The organism is Rhodococcus sp. GQ147 (assembly GCF_059759155.1).
This window is the reverse complement of record NZ_JCAXDU010000020.1, coordinates 48038-64720: the sequence shown is the minus strand read 5'-3', so window position 1 is coordinate 64720 and position 16683 is coordinate 48038. Positions and strand designations below refer to the sequence as shown.

General features: G+C 63.6%; 13 protein-coding genes and 1 pseudogene. 4 read left to right on the top strand and 10 right to left on the bottom strand.

Translation table 11 applies throughout. The features are described 5' to 3' along the window. Positions 1–676 precede the first annotated feature (676 nt). The gene (locus tag AC6CID_RS20445) at positions 677–1597 is read left to right on the top strand and encodes an MHYT domain-containing protein (RefSeq protein WP_064060772.1); all 921 of its coding nucleotides are present in this window, start codon (positions 677–679) and stop codon (positions 1595–1597) included. 111 nt (positions 1598–1708) lie between these two features. Here the strand turns inward: AC6CID_RS20445 and AC6CID_RS20440 are convergent, their stop codons facing one another. The 3 genes from AC6CID_RS20440 to AC6CID_RS20430 form a co-directional block, all read right to left on the bottom strand. Beyond that, complete coding sequence (locus AC6CID_RS20440; protein WP_033097425.1) at positions 1709–3154, bottom strand: NAD-dependent succinate-semialdehyde dehydrogenase; 1446 nt, start codon at positions 3152–3154, stop codon at positions 1709–1711. Positions 3155–3289: 135 nt separating this feature from the next. After that, positions 3290–4159 (bottom strand): alpha/beta fold hydrolase, encoded by an 870-nt coding sequence (locus tag AC6CID_RS20435; RefSeq protein ID WP_019288297.1) that lies wholly within the window; start codon positions 4157–4159, stop codon positions 3290–3292. A 34-nt stretch (positions 4160–4193) separates the two neighbouring features. Then, positions 4194–4601 carry a hypothetical protein gene (locus AC6CID_RS20430; protein ID WP_006553284.1) on the bottom strand — a complete coding sequence of 136 codons (408 nt, stop codon included), beginning with the start codon at positions 4599–4601 and terminating at the stop codon, positions 4194–4196. Between the two features lie 217 nt (positions 4602–4818). On the opposite strand from AC6CID_RS20430, the gene AC6CID_RS20425 reads away from it, so the two are divergent. After that, a complete protein-coding gene (locus AC6CID_RS20425) occupies positions 4819–5787 on the top strand; it encodes a LysR family transcriptional regulator (protein WP_006553283.1) in 969 nt (322 codons plus the stop codon). Between the two features lie 297 nt (positions 5788–6084). Then, positions 6085–7104: a nucleoside hydrolase gene (locus tag AC6CID_RS20420; protein ID WP_183070853.1), complete on the top strand. Its 1020-nt coding sequence runs from the start codon at positions 6085–6087 to the stop codon at positions 7102–7104. A gap of 262 nt (positions 7105–7366) precedes the next feature. Here the strand turns inward: AC6CID_RS20420 and AC6CID_RS20415 are convergent. From AC6CID_RS20415 to AC6CID_RS20390, 6 genes and pseudogenes are all read right to left on the bottom strand, one after another. Further along, positions 7367–8461: pseudogene (locus AC6CID_RS20415) on the bottom strand (hypothetical protein). 331 nt (positions 8462–8792) lie between these two features. Further along, positions 8793–10172 carry an MFS transporter gene (locus tag AC6CID_RS20410; protein ID WP_039584280.1) on the bottom strand — a complete coding sequence of 460 codons (1380 nt, stop codon included), beginning with the start codon at positions 10170–10172 and terminating at the stop codon, positions 8793–8795. Between the two features lie 54 nt (positions 10173–10226). Beyond that, on the bottom strand, positions 10227–11237 hold the full coding sequence (locus tag AC6CID_RS20405) for a 2Fe-2S iron-sulfur cluster-binding protein (RefSeq protein WP_039584281.1): 1011 nt from the start codon (positions 11235–11237) through the stop codon (positions 10227–10229). Beyond that, positions 11234–12166 carry a PdxA family dehydrogenase gene (locus AC6CID_RS20400; protein ID WP_235367005.1) on the bottom strand — a complete coding sequence of 311 codons (933 nt, stop codon included), beginning with the start codon at positions 12164–12166 and terminating at the stop codon, positions 11234–11236. Before AC6CID_RS20400 ends, AC6CID_RS20405 begins: the two co-directional genes overlap by 4 nt. A gap of 77 nt (positions 12167–12243) precedes the next feature. Beyond that, positions 12244–12714: an aromatic-ring-hydroxylating dioxygenase subunit beta gene (locus tag AC6CID_RS20395; protein ID WP_006552196.1), complete on the bottom strand. Its 471-nt coding sequence runs from the start codon at positions 12712–12714 to the stop codon at positions 12244–12246. After that, the gene (locus AC6CID_RS20390) at positions 12711–13976 is read right to left on the bottom strand and encodes an aromatic ring-hydroxylating dioxygenase subunit alpha (protein WP_039584283.1); all 1266 of its coding nucleotides are present in this window, start codon (positions 13974–13976) and stop codon (positions 12711–12713) included. Before AC6CID_RS20390 ends, AC6CID_RS20395 begins: the two co-directional genes overlap by 4 nt. Before the next feature lie 92 nt (positions 13977–14068). On the opposite strand from AC6CID_RS20390, the gene AC6CID_RS20385 reads away from it, so the two are divergent. Next, the gene (locus tag AC6CID_RS20385) at positions 14069–14875 is read left to right on the top strand and encodes an IclR family transcriptional regulator domain-containing protein (RefSeq protein WP_498354373.1); all 807 of its coding nucleotides are present in this window, start codon (positions 14069–14071) and stop codon (positions 14873–14875) included. Positions 14876–15704: 829 nt separating this feature from the next. On the opposite strand, the gene AC6CID_RS20380 is transcribed toward AC6CID_RS20385, so the two are convergent. Then, complete coding sequence (locus AC6CID_RS20380; protein WP_039584285.1) at positions 15705–16682, bottom strand: PDR/VanB family oxidoreductase; 978 nt, start codon at positions 16680–16682, stop codon at positions 15705–15707. Between the last annotated feature and the right edge of the window lies 1 nt (position 16683).

Genomic DNA, 16683 nt, shown 5'->3' with positions numbered 1-16683 from the left:
CATTCGACGAAACATGGACACCAGACCGACCGGGCCTGTTCAAAATACGCATGATCTTGCAGAAAACGAATAATCTGCACGAGCACCGCCTGATCTTCTCGTCGGCGATCTTCTGCTGACGAGGAGAGCCGACGGGGCACGACACTTCCGGCGCAGGGGGCCGGAGTCGTCGATTGCCCCGTCGGCGGTCAGGCGACCGGCCGCGTCACCGGTCGCGATCGAACTCAACGCGATGACGGAAGGAAACGAGCGGGAATCCGACACCGACGGACAGCGTGGCGTCCGCCACCGCCACGGCCGGCGTCCGCCGAAGGAGAGGCCAATCGTTTTTGCTACGGCCTCAGCCTTAGTCCGTACATGGACGCAGACTCGTCCATACATCGTGCAGCCGACGAACTCGACCTTTGACTGCCTGAGGGAGATCGGGCGTACAGCCCTTCACGGTGCGCCGCGTCGAGTCGGCAACCATTCAGCGAAGGAACCGCCGCGACCGAGGAGGCGAGGCTGTCCGGGTCGCTCCGTTGTCTTGGTCTGGTTTGAAACATAAGTCGCGTTAGGTACGCTGCTGTCGCTGCTCGGGGGGCCGAGATCGCAGTCCTGCCCGGACGGTTCGGCACGCGACCGCCGGCGCAGGTGCTCGAGCGTGCCTTGGTAAGGAACACTGATGTCACACGAAATGCACCATTTCGATCTGGGACTGTGGGTGCTCTTTCTCGCCTACGGCACCTCGATCGCCGGGTCCTTCGTCGGCCTGTCCTGCGCTCGCCGAGCCGCTACCACCCCCCTCGGTCCGACGCGCTGGCGCTGGTTGGTGATGGCAGCCCTGTCCATCGGCGGTGTCGGGATCTGGATGACCCACTTCATCGCCATGATGGGCTTCGCGGTGCCCGGCACCATCATCCGCTACGACCCGATGCTGACGATCCTCTCGGCGGTCATCGCTATCGGCGCGACCCTGTTCGGGCTGTGGCTGGTCGATCTACGGGCCTTGGCCGGGCGTCCGATCCTGGACAGGTCGGCGTTACTGATCGGCGGCGCCGTGATGGGCGTCGCGGTGAGCCTGATGCACTACTGCGGCATGGCCGCTATCCGCATTCGCGGCGAACTGTCCCACGACCCGGTACTCGTCGCCGCCTCGGTGGCTATCGGGATCGGGGCGTCCATCGCCGCGTTGTGGTTGGTACGAACGGCATTCATTCGAGCCACCCGTCTGCTCGGCGCGCTGGTGATGGGTTGTGCAGTGGCGGCATTGCACTACACCGGCATGGCTGGAGTTCACGCGTCCTTGGACCCGACGGCCACCATGCCGGAGGGCGCGACGCTCCTCGATTTGATGCTTCCGGCATACATTTTCGGCACGATCATACTGGCCGCGCCGCTCGTCGCATTGGTGCTCGCTCGCCAGAGTGCCGACACCGAGGTCGACGAAGCGATCGCCACGTGGAGCGCGGAGATCAATGATGCTGTCCCCTACCCCGGTGGCCGGGGGCAGGAGGCCACAGCTGAACTCGACACTGGTCGGGACGTTCCGCGTCGACCTGCCGATCCCCTTCGCAAGGGTGATGTGCAGGTAGTGCCACACGAACGAGTGCGGTAACCACCTCTCTGGTGAAGGACCCACCGTTCGGCGGGTCCTTCACCAGACCCCGGCGCACGAGTGTTTGTTGAGGGCAGGGGCATTCGCCGGTCTGGATGCTGCCACCGGTGATCAGTGTGCGATGTACTTGGTGGCGAGATACTCGTCGATACCTTCGACCGATCCTTCGCGGCCGAAGCCGGACTCCTTCACCCCTCCGAAGGGTGCGGCCGCGTCGGCGATGATGCCTCGGTTGATTCCGACCATGCCGGTCTCGAGTGCGTTGGCGACTCGGGACGCTCGGTCGAGATTCTGGGTGTAGAAGTACGCAGCGAGGCCGTATTCGGTGTTGTTCGCCGCCGCGATCGCTTCGTCCTCCGTATCGAAGGTGGTGATCGCGGCTACCGGGCCGAAAATCTCCTCACGCAGCAGCCGCGCGTCGGGACTCACGCCATCGAGAACGGTCGGGGAATAGAACGTTCCCGGCCCGTCAGGACGGCCACCGCCGATGCGGATACGCGCACCCTTCGCGACGGCGTCTTCGACCAGAGCATCGACGGTGGCGCACTGCTTCGCGGTGATCAGCGGTCCGATATCGGTTCCTGCGTCGAGACCGTGTCCGGTGCGCAAGGCACCGATGCGTGCGGTGAACTTCTCGCTGAACTCTTCTGCGACGCTACGTGCGACGTGGAATCGGTTGGCTGCTGTACATGCTTGGCCGCCGTTGCGGAATTTTGCAGCCATCGCGCCGTCGACCGCTGCATCGACATCAGCGTCATCGAACACGAGGAAAGGGGCATTGCCTCCGAGTTCCATCGACATCCGCAGGAGCCGATCCGCCGATTGACGAACCAGCATCTTGCCGACACCGGTGGATCCGGTGAACGTGATCTTGCGCAGATCAGCGCTGCTGATCAGTGGTGCGGTCAGCGCTGCAGCATCGGAGGTCGGCAGAATCGACAGCACACCCTCGGGCAGACCCGCATCGGCAAAAATCTGACCGACGAGCAGCATCGTCAAAGGCGTTTCGGCCGCTGGTTTGACGATGATCGAACATCCGGCCGCCAATGCTGGACCGATCTTGCGCGTGGCCATGGCCAACGGAAAGTTCCAGGGGGTGATGGCCAGTACCGGCCCGACCGGTTCTCTGGTGACGACGATGGTGCCGGTTCCCGAGGGGGACGGCGAGACTCGCCCGCTGATTCGGTTCGCTTCCTCGGCAAACCAGTGCAGGAATGATGCGCCGTATTCGATCTCCGCATACGCCTCGTGGAGCGGTTTACCCATCTCGAGAGTGATGGTGCGCGCGAGGTCGTCTGCCCGCTGGTGGATGAGTTCGAATGCGGTGCGCAGTATTTCGGCACGTCGACGCGAGGGAGTCCGCGCCCAGTCCCCCTGCACAGCAGTGGCGTGTTCGAGAGCTCGGCGTCCATCCTCGGGCGCGGCATCGGCGACATGCGCAATCACGGCACCGGTCGCGGGGTCCTCTACGGGGAAAGTGGTGCCGGTAGACGAATCGACGAGTTCTCCACCGACCCAGAGTTGGGTGGGGACGCCCGCGGGGAGAGTGTGGGTCATAGCTCCTGCCGAGTGTGTGAAGGTTCATCGCCACGCCCGACCAGTCGGCACCCGAACCGGGAGCCGAGGCCGATGCAGGTCGCTCGGGTGTAGCCACGCGCGTTCGGTGGCCACACCCGAGCGGGCGAGCGGGTACTAGCTGGTGGTGATGGACTTGCGTGCCTTGTCCTGGAGGGTTTCGAGTGCCCGGATGAGGTATCCACGGAAGACAGTGTGGTTTTCGCTCATCGGGAAGTGGCCGATCTCCTTCATCTCGATGAACTCGGCGTTCGGGATCTGCGCCGCGGTCCGGGCGCTGTCCTCGGGGGTGGTGAGGTAGTCGTAGTCACCGGTCAGCATCACAACCGGGCACCGGTCACCGTCGATGTCCGCGAGCTTTCCGCGCAGGTCATGATCGACCGAGTAGAAGTGCAGGTCACCGCGGAAGGACTCGGAACCCTGGCTGTAGTAGAACCAGGTCTTCCAGCGATCCGCCTCCGGCGACTGAGGTGCCATCAGGTCCCACACGCCGCTCGCGCAGACCTGTGCCGCGTTGGCGTGGGGGTGCTGCCACCAGTCGAGGTAGAAGCCCGGCGAATAGTCCGCACCCTCGACAGGGATGACGCCGGCGAAGCGGTCAGGGTGCCGAAGCGCAAGCTGCAGGGCGATGTTCCCACCGAACGAGGATCCCATGAAGATCGGGTTCTCCAGTTCGAGCGCGTCGCACAACGCCACGATGAAATTGGCGAAGTGGTCCGCGGAAAGCTGGTACTCCTCGGTCCACCATTCGGTGTTCTCCGGCGGATCGGACTTGCCGTGCCGCGGCAGGTCGTAGGCGATGACACGGTAGTTGGCGGTGATCTCCTCGTCTTCGAGCAGACCGCGCCACTGGTGGTTGTGGCAGCCGGCGGTGTGCTGGCACACCAGCGGCTGGCCGGTGCCGTTCTCGAGGTAGAAGACCTTGTACAGCAGTCCGTCGACGTCGACGTCGACGTAGTGGCCGGTGACCGGGGAAATCTTGCTCATCAGTGTTCCTTACGGCTCAAAGGGGGTGGGAGGATCAGACCGGGACGCCGACGGTGCGCAGGAGTTCGATCTGGCGGGTGATGCACCGCAGGTTCTGCATCAACACCAGGATGTCGCCTTCGAGCTTCATGTCGCGCTGGAAGCTCGCGGCCCAGATGCCGTGGTACATCGGGGCGGGCACCGGGACGCCGAAGTTGCGCCAGGTCTCGGCGCTGGCACGCAGCGCGAACTGGTACGGCACATCCAGCGGACCGGGGTCGATCGCGATGTCCACCACGTTGCCGCGGCTCATCTGGATGACGAACGTGTGGTCGGTCATGTCGAGCAGGTACGAGCAGGTGAAGTACTTGCCGTGTGCCTGGATCTCGGGGTCGGTGTTGTTCGCCTCGGTGAACGAGGCAGCCCAGTCGGCCGTGTCGAGGGCACGCGTAGTGACGGTCATGTGGGATTCCTTCGATGAGGGAGACAGCGAGGCCGAGTGCGAGCACTCGCTCCGGTATGCCGACCCGAATCCGGAAAGTGCTGGCCTCCCGGATGCCGTGCCGGCCATGACAGCCATCACACCTCGTGTCCGCCGGGTGCGTCCAATACCTATCCGGCCCGGATCGATAGGCAATGACTACTGGTCTCCCGGGGTGGTGTTGGCTATCTTCGAAAACATGCAACCCCAGCTCGACCTGCGACTTCTGTCCTATTTTGTGGCAGTTGCGGAAGAGCTGCACTTCGGGCGCGCAGCCGCCCGTCTGCACATCGCTCAGCCCTCATTGAGCGTGCAGATCCGCAAACTCGAGCAGAACCTCGGCGCGGTGCTGCTGCTGCGCAGCAGCAGGCATGTCGAACTGACCCCTGCCGGCCAGATCCTGCTCGACGAAAGCCGCCGGTTGCTGGCGAACGCAGAACGAGCCGTCAACCTCACCCGCGAAGCCGCCCACGGCGTCAGTACCCGCAAGTTGGTCATCGGCTTTCAAGGCAACGCAGCTGCCGAGCTCACACCGCACATTCTCAGTACGTTCCAGTCGCTGCATCCGGGCATCCAGGTGCAGATGCATTCCTACGATTTCTCCGACCCGTATGTCGGGTTGGCCGACGGATCCTCCGATGTCGCCTTCGTCCGGCCCCCGCTGTTGATGCAGGACTGGCTGGGCATGGAAGCCCTGTTCGTCGAACCCCGGGTGATGGTCGTGTCCGCGAATCATCCGCTCGCCCAGTTGCCCGAGGTGAGCGTCGAACAGGTCACCAACGAGTTCTTCGTCGCACGCAAAGCCCCCGAGAACTGGCGAAACTACTGGCTGGCCACAGAATCGCGCCAAGGCGAGCCGGTTCGGGTCGGCGCAGACGTCGCCACCGTCGACGAATGCTTCGAAGCGATCCTCGCCGAGCGCGGCGTGGCATTCTCACAAGCCTCGACGCAACGCTTCTACAGCAGACCGAGCCTGGCATTCGTGCCGGTGACCGACATCCCGCCCACGGCGCTGTCCATCGCCTGGCGCACGGATGTCGCGTCCAAACCCGTACAGGATTTCATCGACACAGCACGCGCTGTGGCCTCGCTTCACACCGTGCCCGGAGCATGGTCCACCCGGCCTCACAACTCGATCACCGAAGGTGCCCACCGCACGACAGGCTGACTTCTCCTGGCCCCTCGAATCAGCATTCCGATCACTGGTGTCTTCTTACCGAACCCATTGCTCAGCGTGCGAGACCTGACCCCGCTATCTCACCGGTCTTCCCCTTCGATGCTCCTGCGCCGGAGTCGCCGAGAGCCACGAGCCCGCGTCCTTCGACACCTGGCTCGTCTCGTTCTTTCATGCGTTGCCGCCGCGGGACCCCGTACCGCCTCTGGGACGGCATCGTCCTCGGCGACCCGGCCCGAGGGTCACCGTGTCACAGAGAACGACAACAGCCTTCAAGATAGAATCGTTTCTATGGGAGAAAATTCAATCAGTGGGGACCCCGTCTTCTACGTCGATTGTGATCCGGGAATCGATGATGCACTGGCGTTGATATACCTCATCAAATGCCATGCCGATCTGCGTGGCATCGGAGCAGTTGCCGGCAATGTCGCCGTGGACCAGGCCGCAGAGAACGCGCGTCGCTGGCTCGCGCTGACCGGCCGCCCCGATATCCCGGTCGCAGTAGGAAGACAGGAACCGATGACCGGGGAGTTTTGGGGAGGTGCTCAATGGATCCACGGACCCAACGGGTTCGCCGGCCTGGACTTACCTCCGTCCCAAACGCCCACGGACCATATGGCCGCCGCAGAACGGCTGGTCGCAACGGCTCACGAGATCGGGTCCCGGCTTCACATCATCGCTCTCGGCCCACTGACGAACATCGCGGTCGCACTGGCGATCGACGAAACCCTCCCAGAAACTGTCGGTGCCATCACCATCATGGGCGGCGCTCACCTCGTTCCCGGCAATGTCTCCCCCCACGCCGAGGCCAACATCTTCGCCGACCCCGTCGCCGCATCGCAAGTGTTCTCTGCCCCCTGGCGGAATCTCACGCTGGTACCGCTCGACATCACGAATAATCACAGTCTTTCCCGAGCCGACGTGGACCTGCTGCAGACCGCATCCACCGATCCGGCAGTCCAACTCGCTGCAACGATGCTCGCCTACTATCTCGACCGACACCCGGAGTTCGACCACTCCAAATGCCTGTTGCACGACCCCCTTGCCGCAGCGATTGCCCTCGGTTCGGTCAGCTTGAACGAGTCCCCCTCATGCACGATTTCGGTAGAAACCGACGGTGAGCATCGTGGCCGCACGCTCGTGACCTTCGACGAGGACGCATCACCGGACACGTCGGCATCGCGGCACCGCATCGCCTTGTCCGCGACTGCCGATTTCGGCCCCCTTCTCATGAGCGCCCTGCTCCCGAATGCCCAGACACTTCGGGAGCCTGACGCACAGATCATCTCTTTGCCCAGTTGCCCACAATGAGCGCCGACCAGGTCACCGACAAGGCCCCCATTGCACGGACACCACCCGAAAACCGACGAAAGCATTGGCTGGTTCAGACGAATCACGACAACTCGGTCACCGATCACCCCACCACAGGCCGGATCTCACCTACGAGGTCGAGACTGCGTTCTTGTCACGATGGCCCCGTCTCACCGAACCCCGGTCAAGGTGCGAAACCTGACCACAACCATCTCGATTGATCCGTCTTTGATGTTCCCGCCACCGGATGCCCCGAGGACACCTACCCCGTCTCGTTCGACGCCTCGCTCATCTTCTCCATGCGTTGCCGTTGACGGACCCCGTATGCCGCCTCTCGGACGGCGGCGTCGTCCTCGAGCCCCGACCCGAGCGCCCCCCAATGGTCGCAATGGACGTCAGCAACCAGGTGAGCGTCAGATAGTCGGAGAAGCTCACCCCGTGCCCGAGAACACGGGACAACAGTTCCGGGGGAAGAGTCAAACTCGCAGTAGCCAACAGCAGACAAAACAGAGCCACGTGCAGCACGACGACACCAACGGTCAAGGTCACCACGGTCGCGGTGTTGTACAGCACCGAACGGTCACGCTCCTCCGGCGATTTCGGACGCTCCCACAGTTCATGGTCGAGGATCAGCCAGAGAATCATCGCCACGATCGACAGGACCGTCACCGCACTCATACGCCACGGCCCCATAGTGTCGGCGAACAACCAGATCGTATTGGTGGCCAAGGCGATCGCCCCCGTGGCGAACGCGCCCACGAGAACCTTCGACAGTCCGGTCACCAGCCGCCACGGCCGGTTGGCACGCACCATCCCCGACAACAACCGCAGTCGCCGCAGTCCCGAAGGTGCAAAAATACCGGATGCCGTCCTCGATCTGCGTAGACGGAAACTGCCGCGCGGCCCCGGGCGTGAGTTCCGGCTCACCGAGTATGTGGGTGATCGCAAGTTCGGTGACCGTGCGAACGCGACGCTCGATGCCGAAACCACCCACTCCCGCGACCGAGACGAGCGCGAATTTGTGGTCGGCGCTGACGTCGGCCACCACAGGCAGGGTGTCATCGCGGCGCGGCAGATCGGTGAGGTAGACGACGATGTCTTCGTGTTCCGAAGACGGATCGACCGTGTCGATGACCTCCGCGAACTCCGCTTGCTCGTCGGGAAGATACGGTTCGTTGCGCACACACACCGTCCACCGGCGCTCGACGCGAGCAGAGCTGCGCAGGCGTTCCGGCAGGTACTCCGCAATGCGTTCGGCCAGTGCCGCCGGCTCGCCCGGATCCGCGATCAACAACACCGAGACCTGCTCACCGCCGGCACCGGAACGCGATCCTTGCAGATGCTCGTTCGCCGACACCGTCTTCGCGTACCCGCTCGGTACCCCCGCAAACTCCATGCAGTCGCACGCACATTGCCGTGCAGCGCGACGTCGGCTGTCACCCGACGAACTCGCGAGCTTCCGCGATTCGCGATCTCCATCAACAACCCTGGGCACGGGCCGCCCTTCGGTTCGTCGACCTGACGAAAAGCGAACCGAAGGACGGCCCATGCCGTGGAGACGCATAACGGCAGCACTCACCGAACACCGACAGAGACGGCTCTACCCGGACCGACCCGCAAGCGGGTACGCGGACATCCGTTCGCGGAGCAGCCCCGGCTCCGACTCCTCGGCATGTCGCCGACTCGTACTACTTGTGCGCCAGCGACTGACTTTCCGCCACCGCACGGTCGGGGTGTTTGTCGCTCCGGACCCATCGACCCAGGAGCAGTACCGCCACGCCGGCCACGAGCATGGGAATCGACATCGCATAGAACACTGCACTGGCGGACCACCCCATCCCGAGAGCCGCTCCGACCACGATCGGCCCGACAATTCCACCGATGCGGCCCACACCCAATGCCCAACCGACACCGGTCGAACGCATCGATGTCGGATAGAACACCGCAGACAAGGCGATCAAGCTCTTCTGTCCGCCGCTGATACACACACCCGCAAAGAAGTTGGCAGTCAGCAGGACCCACAACGGCGCACTCAAAGCAAGACCGGTCAATGCGACGAACGCGAATCCGACGATGTACACCGTTCCGAGGGTGAGATACGCACCGAGTCGGTCCATACACGGCCCGGTGACAAACGCCGCAGCGATGCCGCCGACAGTCGTCAGGGTCGTAGCGGTGACCACCGTACCCATGTCGTAGTCCAGGCTCGTCATGATCGACGGTAGCCAGCTCTGCAGTGCGTAGAACTCACCGAGATTGATGACGAAGACCAACCACAGCAGCAGCGTGCCCAACACCCGGTCACGGGTGAACAGGTTCCTCAGTGCAGTGCGCTGTTCGTCAGGCTGCTTCTCTGCCTCGTAGGTGAAGTCGGAGCCGGCGGCGAGACCGGGATCGATCCTGCGCAGGATCGACCTGACCCGCTTGGGTTCGGCACCTTTGTTGATCATCAAGGTGAGCGAGTCCGGCAGAAAGCGCAGCAATGCCGGGAGCAGCAGAAGCGGTGCTACTGCGCCGACGACGAGCACCGAGCGCCAGCCGAAGATCGGGATCAGCCAACCGGAGACCAACCCTGCCGCGACGAAACCGAGGGAGAAACCGCAGTAGATCGCCAGGACGAAGGTCGCTCGAAGACGCTTGGGGCTGTATTCGCCCGTCAGCGCGATGGCACTGGGCGCAGCAGCACCGAGTCCCATTCCGGTGATGAAACGCAACGCCATCAGCTCGGTGACGTTCTGCGACCAGGCCGCGGCCAACGTGCCGAGCGCGAAGAGGACTGTGCTCGCAATAATCATCCGGCGGTGACCGAACCGCTCGGACAGCGGCGAGAGCGCCAGATAGCCGACCATCAGACCGGCGAGAGCGGCAGAGAAGATGGGCCCGAGCACTTGTTTCGACAGACCCCACTCCTCGGCGATGTGGGGCGCCATGTAGCTGATGCTCTGGGTGTCGAAGCCGTCGATGAACATGACCAACCCACACAGGCCGATCACGATGTACTGGTATCGACTCACCGGCCGCGAATCGATGAAATCCGGCAGTGTCACGCGCGATGGTGCGATGGACATGAGTGCCTCACAGTGTCTGGTACCGGGATTCCCGGATGTGGTGGTGGTAGCGGATCACGCGGTGACAACAAGATCGCCCGACGGTACGAAGGCGTCGCAGTAGAAGTTGTCCGGTGCCAAACCGGCCTCGTGGACGAAATCCTCGCGTGCCGCCGAGGTCATTGCGGGACTTCCGCATGCATAGACCTCGTGGCCGCTGAGGTCTGCATAATCCTCGAGCACGGCTCGATGAACGAGACCGGTGCGACCGGTCCAGTCCTCGGCGGGATGCGACAGGACCGGAGTGAAGCAAACCCGATCCGAAACCGAGGGCCACTTCTCGGGCAACTCGGGCAGGTAGATGTCCTCTTGCCGTCGTGCACCCCAGTAGAGATGCAACGACCGCTCTCCCCCGCGTTTGAGGTGGTCCTCGACGATCGACTTCACCGGGGCGAAGCCGGTGCCGCTGGCGACGAAGATGACGGGCCTGTCCGAGTCGGGGTTCAACGAGAACTCGCCGTAGGGCAGCTCGATTCTCAGTTTGCTTCCCTTCTCGAGCGTGCGAAGCACCTCCTCGGAGAATCGTCCCCCCTGCACGTGACGAATGTGCAGTTGCACTCCGTCGTTCTCGTGCGGCGGATTCGCCATCGAATAGTTGCGGCTGTCCCCGTCGTCGAGAAAAACCTTGAGGTACTGACCCGCGGCGAACTTCGCACGCACTCCGGTGGGCAGACGCAGCTGCACGACCGCGACATCGGGTGTCGGGCGAGTGATTCGGTGGACCTTCGCGGTGAGTTGCTTACGTACCACCTTGTCTCGTTCGGTGATCCGCTTCGGTGTGATGTCGACGTCCGTGGTGGGCTGCGCCTGACAGAACAGCACTCCGTTTTCGGGGCCTTGCGCCGTTCCCCGGCCGCGCACCGCGAGGCTGCCGGCATCGAGCGCACCTTCACAACTCGAACACACGCCTTTGCGGCACGAGTACGGGATCGCGTATCCCGCGCGTTCCGCCGCGTCGAGCACACTCTCGTCGGGCTCGCACGGAAAATTGATGTCCGATCCCGTGACGGTTACCTGGTAGGTCATGACGTGACTCCTGCGGTTACGTGTGATGAGGCGCCGGCGGTGGCGCCGACCAGCCGCACCGCCGCGACAACGGCGTCCGCATCGGCTGTTCCCTTGCCGGCGATGTCGAACCCGGCGCCGTGCCCGACACTGGAGAACCGCACGCCGGCGCCGATCGTCATCGCGGCTGCGGTGCGTCCGGCGAGGAGTTTGACGGGAATATGGCCCTGGTCGTGGTACATGGCGACGAACGCGTCGAAGCTGGTATCGCCGAGCATGAGGTCGGCTCCGACCGGTCCGCAGGCGTCGATCCCTGCGGCGCGCAGCCGCTCGACCGCAGGCGCTGTCACCCGCAGATCGTCGTCGCCGAACAGGCCGCCTTCTCCGGCATGCGGATTGATACCGAACACGCCGATACGCGGGGACGCGATGCCCTGGTCCTGAAGGGTCTGCACCACAGCGTGCGCTGCCCTGTACACCAGCTCCGGTGTGAGGCGCCCGAGCGCATCTTTCAATGATTCGTGCAAGGTGGCGTGCACGATGCGCAGGCCGGCACCGACGAGCATCAGGAAAACCTCGTCCCGTCGCGCGCCGACGAGTTCGGCCAGCATGCCTGGATATCCGTTGAAAGAGATACCGGCGGCGTTGATCGCGGTTTCCGAGTGCGGGCACGCGACGATGCCGCGGGCTCCACCGCCCTGCAGGCAGCGCACCGCGCGTTCGAGGTACGCCACGGTCGCCGTCCCGGCTTCTGCGCTCACCCGGCCCGGAGCGAACGCTCCGGGGGGCAACGAGTCGACGGGGAGGATGTCGACCACACCGGCGAGGGGTGCGCGGTGGCCGTCGACCGTCTCGCGGAGCGTCATGCCGCCCTGGTGGGCGAGCGATTCGATGACATGTCGATCGCCCACCAGGACCGGATTGAATGCGGGATGTTCCTGTGCTGCCACGACGGCTTTCACCGCGATTTCGGGGCCGATTCCGTTCGGGTCGCCGATTGTGAGCAGGACCCGGGGCGGGGACCCGTTCATAGTGGGAGCGCCAGCAAGGTATCGATGTTGGTGCTGTCGCACACCACGACCCGTTCGGCAATCTTCAACTGACCGTCGACCTCCACGTACCGGTCGACATATCGCCCGCTGGTGAAGATGTCGGATTGGCCGTCACGCATCACCCGCACCACCAGGAAGCTGGTTTCGGCATGGATACCGTCGCCGTTCTCGTCCAGCACCAGGGGCTGGCCCAGGATATGACGGTAGGTGTGTCGCTCGTAGATGTTGGCTTCGCGCAGTGCCGATACGCGGTCGACGAGCATGCGGCGAGTGTTGGCCCATACCAGTCCTGCGGGCAGGCCCTCGCTGTAGTTCTGCGCGGTGGTGATCCGGTACATGCAGTCCTCGACGAAAAAGTCCGGCCAACGCTCGAGCGGGCCCTCGTCGATGCAACGGGAGTAGTCGGCCTGCACACGGCCGATTCGCTGGAAGTCGTTCATGCTCATGCCTCTTCCTGTCGGTTCATCGCGGTCCGGTATGCCTTCCAGAAGCCGCGTACCGATGCTTCGGTGACACGGCTCTCGCTGGATTCGGCCAGACTTCCTCCCATTTCGAGCACTGCAGACTCGCTTGCTGCACCTGCGATTCCGCGTTGCACGAAACCTCCGACGCAGCCGTCCTCCATCGAGATGTAACCTGCGGGGCCCACCAGGTTGGACTGCTTGAGACGGATCTCTCGCTGCTCGGGCGTGTCTTCTTCGAATCCGAGATATGTCCAGTTCAAGCGGGTTTGCTCGACTCCGGTCGGCAGGATCTGGCGCACGGCCACGGAGTTCTGGATCTGTTGCAGCACGAAACCCGGGAAGACGGAGAGGATCTGCAGCGTCGTATCGTCGCCGACCTCGCTGAACCCCTCGAGCAGCGACGGATCGGCCAGTTTGTAGGCGCTTTCGGATCGGATGTTCTGGTCGGCGTAGGCGACGTCCTTCTCGGCGTCTCGGTCGATCGCCGAGTAACTGACGTGGTGGCCGCCGCTCTCGTCGACGATGATCCCGCCGCGCTGCGACAGGCGGTTGAGTTCGAAGGTGGTGAAGAACAGGTGCAGGATGCTGGCGTGGTAGGAGTCCTTGACGTTCTCTACGTACAGCTTCCAGTTGTTGGGAAGCACCTGCGTGAAGCGTCCGATGATCTCGGGCGTACGGCCACTGAGGACCCGGGCGATCCGGCTCGTGATCTCTTCGCCGAGATACTCTTCGATGTCCGGCACGTCATCGGAAAAGCTTCCGAAGACCAGGCCGTGGAGGACGGCGATGCGCATCTTGCGCGGGCCGTGATCCTCCATGCAGAACGAATCAGGCATTCCCCCTTTGCCTTTGATTCCGTCTTTGAAGGCGACGCCGGTCAGATCGCCCTGCAGGTTGTAGCTCCAGGCGTGGTAGACGCAGGTGAAGTCCTTCGTGTTTCCGCGGTCGTCCAGTGCCAGGAGGGCACCGCGGTGGGCACAGCGGTTCTCGAATCCGTAGAGCTCCCCGTCGCGATCACGTGCCACGATCACCGGCGTCTCGCCGACGAAGGTCGAGCAGTAGTCTCCCGGGTCGGCCACCTCTGCCTCGAGGCACAGGTAGCTCCAATACGGCCCCTGGAACAGCTTGGTCTGCTCGGCGGCGTAGACATCCTGGTCCTGGAACACCCGATACGGCACTCGGGTGAGGTCGTCGGTCCACTCCACCGGGGTATCGCGGCCTGTGTCGACAACGCTGCTTTCCATTATTTCTCCTCAGTCTGGACAACCAGTCGGGACATCAGAGAACTCGCTCGCTTGGGCTTGACACACCCCGCGCTTGTTCGTATAACGAACAGATGAGCAATTCTCGAACAATTAAGCAGGACGACCAAGAAAGTGTCAAGAGTTCTTCCCGCGCCCCCGAAGGAATGGCCGGATTGGCGAAGGGCCTGGCAGTCATCGAATCCTTCGACATCCGCCACCCACAACTGACCGTCACCGACGCCGCACAGCGGACGAACACCTCTCGCGCCGCGGCACGGCGCTGCCTGCTCACCCTCGTCGAGCTCGGCTACCTGACCCACGACAACGGAAACTTCCGCCCGACACCGAGAATGCTCCGTCTCAGCGGCGCCTATCTGGACACCGCGCCGCTCCCGCAACTCGCCCAGCCGCAATTGACCGAGGCTCGCGATGCGTTGGACGAATCGGTATCGCTCGCTGTTCTCGAAGACGGATGGGCCCTGTTCGTCGCCCGCGCCGAGGCCACCCGGATCGTGTCGACCGGAGTCCGTGTCGGCGCCAAACTGCCCGCCCACAACTCGGCAACCGGTCGAGTACTGCTGGCAGGACTGACCGATACACAACTGGACGACTATCTCCGACAGTGCAACCTCCAGACACGCACACCCCAGACGCTGACCGATATCGATGCCGTCAGGGAACGGATTCTGGCAGCAAGGGAGAGCGGCATGGCGTATACCGACGAAGAAATCGAACGCGGCATGCTGTCGATAGCCGTACCGGTCCGAACCGCCCGCGGTGAAACCGTGGCGGCCATGAGTGTCAGTGCATCCACTGCCAGAACCACCCTCCACGACCTCCAGAAAGCGGCCGTGCCCGTACTGAACGAGTACGCCGAAAGGCTCGGCCGGCTTCTGTGAGATCCCTCGAAGGGTGCACCCAGGCGCGACATCCGTGCGCGAAACGATCGCTGCACCCTGCAGGCGTGCCTCCGGAAGAACACCGACATCAAGGAGGCGACGACCGATCCATGGAATCAGGTCTTGATGCGGTCCTGAACACCTCAAGAAGACATGCGCGAGGGCGGTTCGCAGGGCCCTCAAAGGGTGCGAGGTCGACAAGTATGAGAACTTCTACCCGCGAACAACAGTGCCCACGTGCACGGACAGCTGGTCGCACTATCGGCGCTTCGGCGCTGGCGACCGGTCTCCAGGACCGGCAGGCCGGACGTCATCGACGTCCGGCCTGACAGTCCTGCGAGGGCAACGAGGCACTCGCGGGGATAGCCGATCTCGCCGCGGTGATTGGTACGGAATCCGAGTGCACGGTCGACGATTCCGCTCCGCACGCGGTAGTCGGCGCCCGCGGGGTCAGCACATCGGCTGGTGGAACGATTCGATCGATCATCGCTGCAGCGACCATCCGGTCGCCGCAGCTTCCACCCCGCCCGAAGAATGGACGAGCGCTCGTCAGGGCCGCCGAGGTGTGTTCGCGGCCGGAAGAAAGGCGCTGGAAGTCTCACCGATCGCGTCGTCCAGGAAGTTAGATCCGATACCGGAATCGAGGGACGCGATAGCCCCTGCCGATGCGGCACCGTCGACGCATGGTTCGAGAAGTTCTTCGGCAACGAGCATGCCCGGTTGCAGCAACCGCAGGCCCTGCAATGGATAGTGCGAGTGCGGGTGGTCCGTCCCGTGATCCGAAAACATGGGAAGGCGGACACCCGACTCCTCGCAGCATCCCGCTACGTCAAGCGTCGAGGACCAGAGTGGGTGTGCGAGAACGTCCGACACAGATCATCATCGTCTGGCCCTTGTCTCGGTCTGCCTGAGAGAGGATCGAATCGTGATGTTCGGGAACTCCGTCGAGCACGCGGGTTTCGCAGGACCCGCAGAATCCGTCCTCGCAGGAGTACAGGATGTTCGGGTTCGCTTCGAGAACGACTTCGAGCAGGGTGCGGTCTGCAGGCACCTTCAACGTGCACCCGGTCCGGCGCAGTTCGACCTCGAATTCGGTGGGCGACTGCCCCTCCGATGCGTCGGCAGCCTCGGAAGAATCGACCTCCACGACAGGGGCACCGAACCGCTCGAAATGAATTGCTTCGTCACCGAGCGCCGGACCACACACCGATTTCACCGCCTGCAGTAGACCTTCGGGGCCACAGCAGTACACGGCGGTGCCGGCCGGAACGTCGGCCACGGCGCCTGCCAGGTCGAGGTTTCCGAATTCGTCTGCAGGACAGACGTCTACTTCGCCGAGTCCGCAAATCTCTTCCACGAATGCCATCGTGGCGCGGCTGCGGCCGCCGTAGAGCGCGGACCAGCTGGCGTTCTCCCGTGACAGTTTCCGTGCCATCGAAAGAATGGGAGTGATTCCGATTCCTCCGGCGATCAGGAGGTAGTGAGGTGCAGGCTCGAGGGCGAAGTGGTTGCGGGGTCCCCGCACCGCGAGGAGGTCCCCCACCCGGACACTGTCGTGGATTTCCTTCGACCCACCGCGTCCTTGCTCTTCTTTGAGAACGGCGATCCGGTAGGCAGTCTTGTCCTCGGGGTCACCACACAGGCTGTACTGCCGAACGGTCCCGGAGGGCAGCACGAGGTCGATATGTGCTCCGGGCTCCCATTCGTCGAGGGCGGCCCCCTCCGGGTGCTCGAGGGTCAGCGACAACACGCCGTCGGATTCGAGTCGTTGTTGCCGGACCACGAGGCGGCTGGTCTCTTGTGTCATT

Coding starts and splice junctions, on each gene's coding strand:
- AC6CID_RS20445 (WP_064060772.1), top strand. CDS start 677: ATGCACCATTTCGATCTGGGACTGTGGGTGCTCTTTCTCGCCTACGGC.
- AC6CID_RS20440 (WP_033097425.1), bottom strand. CDS start 3,154: ATGACCCACACTCTCCCCGCGGGCGTCCCCACCCAACTCTGGGTCGGT.
- AC6CID_RS20435 (WP_019288297.1), bottom strand. CDS start 4,159: ATGAGCAAGATTTCCCCGGTCACCGGCCACTACGTCGACGTCGACGTC.
- AC6CID_RS20430 (WP_006553284.1), bottom strand. CDS start 4,601: ATGACCGTCACTACGCGTGCCCTCGACACGGCCGACTGGGCTGCCTCG.
- AC6CID_RS20425 (WP_006553283.1), top strand. CDS start 4,819: ATGCAACCCCAGCTCGACCTGCGACTTCTGTCCTATTTTGTGGCAGTT.
- AC6CID_RS20420 (WP_183070853.1), top strand. CDS start 6,085: ATGGGAGAAAATTCAATCAGTGGGGACCCCGTCTTCTACGTCGATTGT.
- AC6CID_RS20410 (WP_039584280.1), bottom strand. CDS start 10,172: ATGTCCATCGCACCATCGCGCGTGACACTGCCGGATTTCATCGATTCG.
- AC6CID_RS20405 (WP_039584281.1), bottom strand. CDS start 11,237: ATGACCTACCAGGTAACCGTCACGGGATCGGACATCAATTTTCCGTGC.
- AC6CID_RS20395 (WP_006552196.1), bottom strand. CDS start 12,714: ATGAGCATGAACGACTTCCAGCGAATCGGCCGTGTGCAGGCCGACTAC.
- AC6CID_RS20390 (WP_039584283.1), bottom strand. CDS start 13,976: ATGGAAAGCAGCGTTGTCGACACAGGCCGCGATACCCCGGTGGAGTGG.
- AC6CID_RS20385 (WP_498354373.1), top strand. CDS start 14,069: ATGAGCAATTCTCGAACAATTAAGCAGGACGACCAAGAAAGTGTCAAG.
- AC6CID_RS20380 (WP_039584285.1), bottom strand. CDS start 16,682: ATGACACAAGAGACCAGCCGCCTCGTGGTCCGGCAACAACGACTCGAA.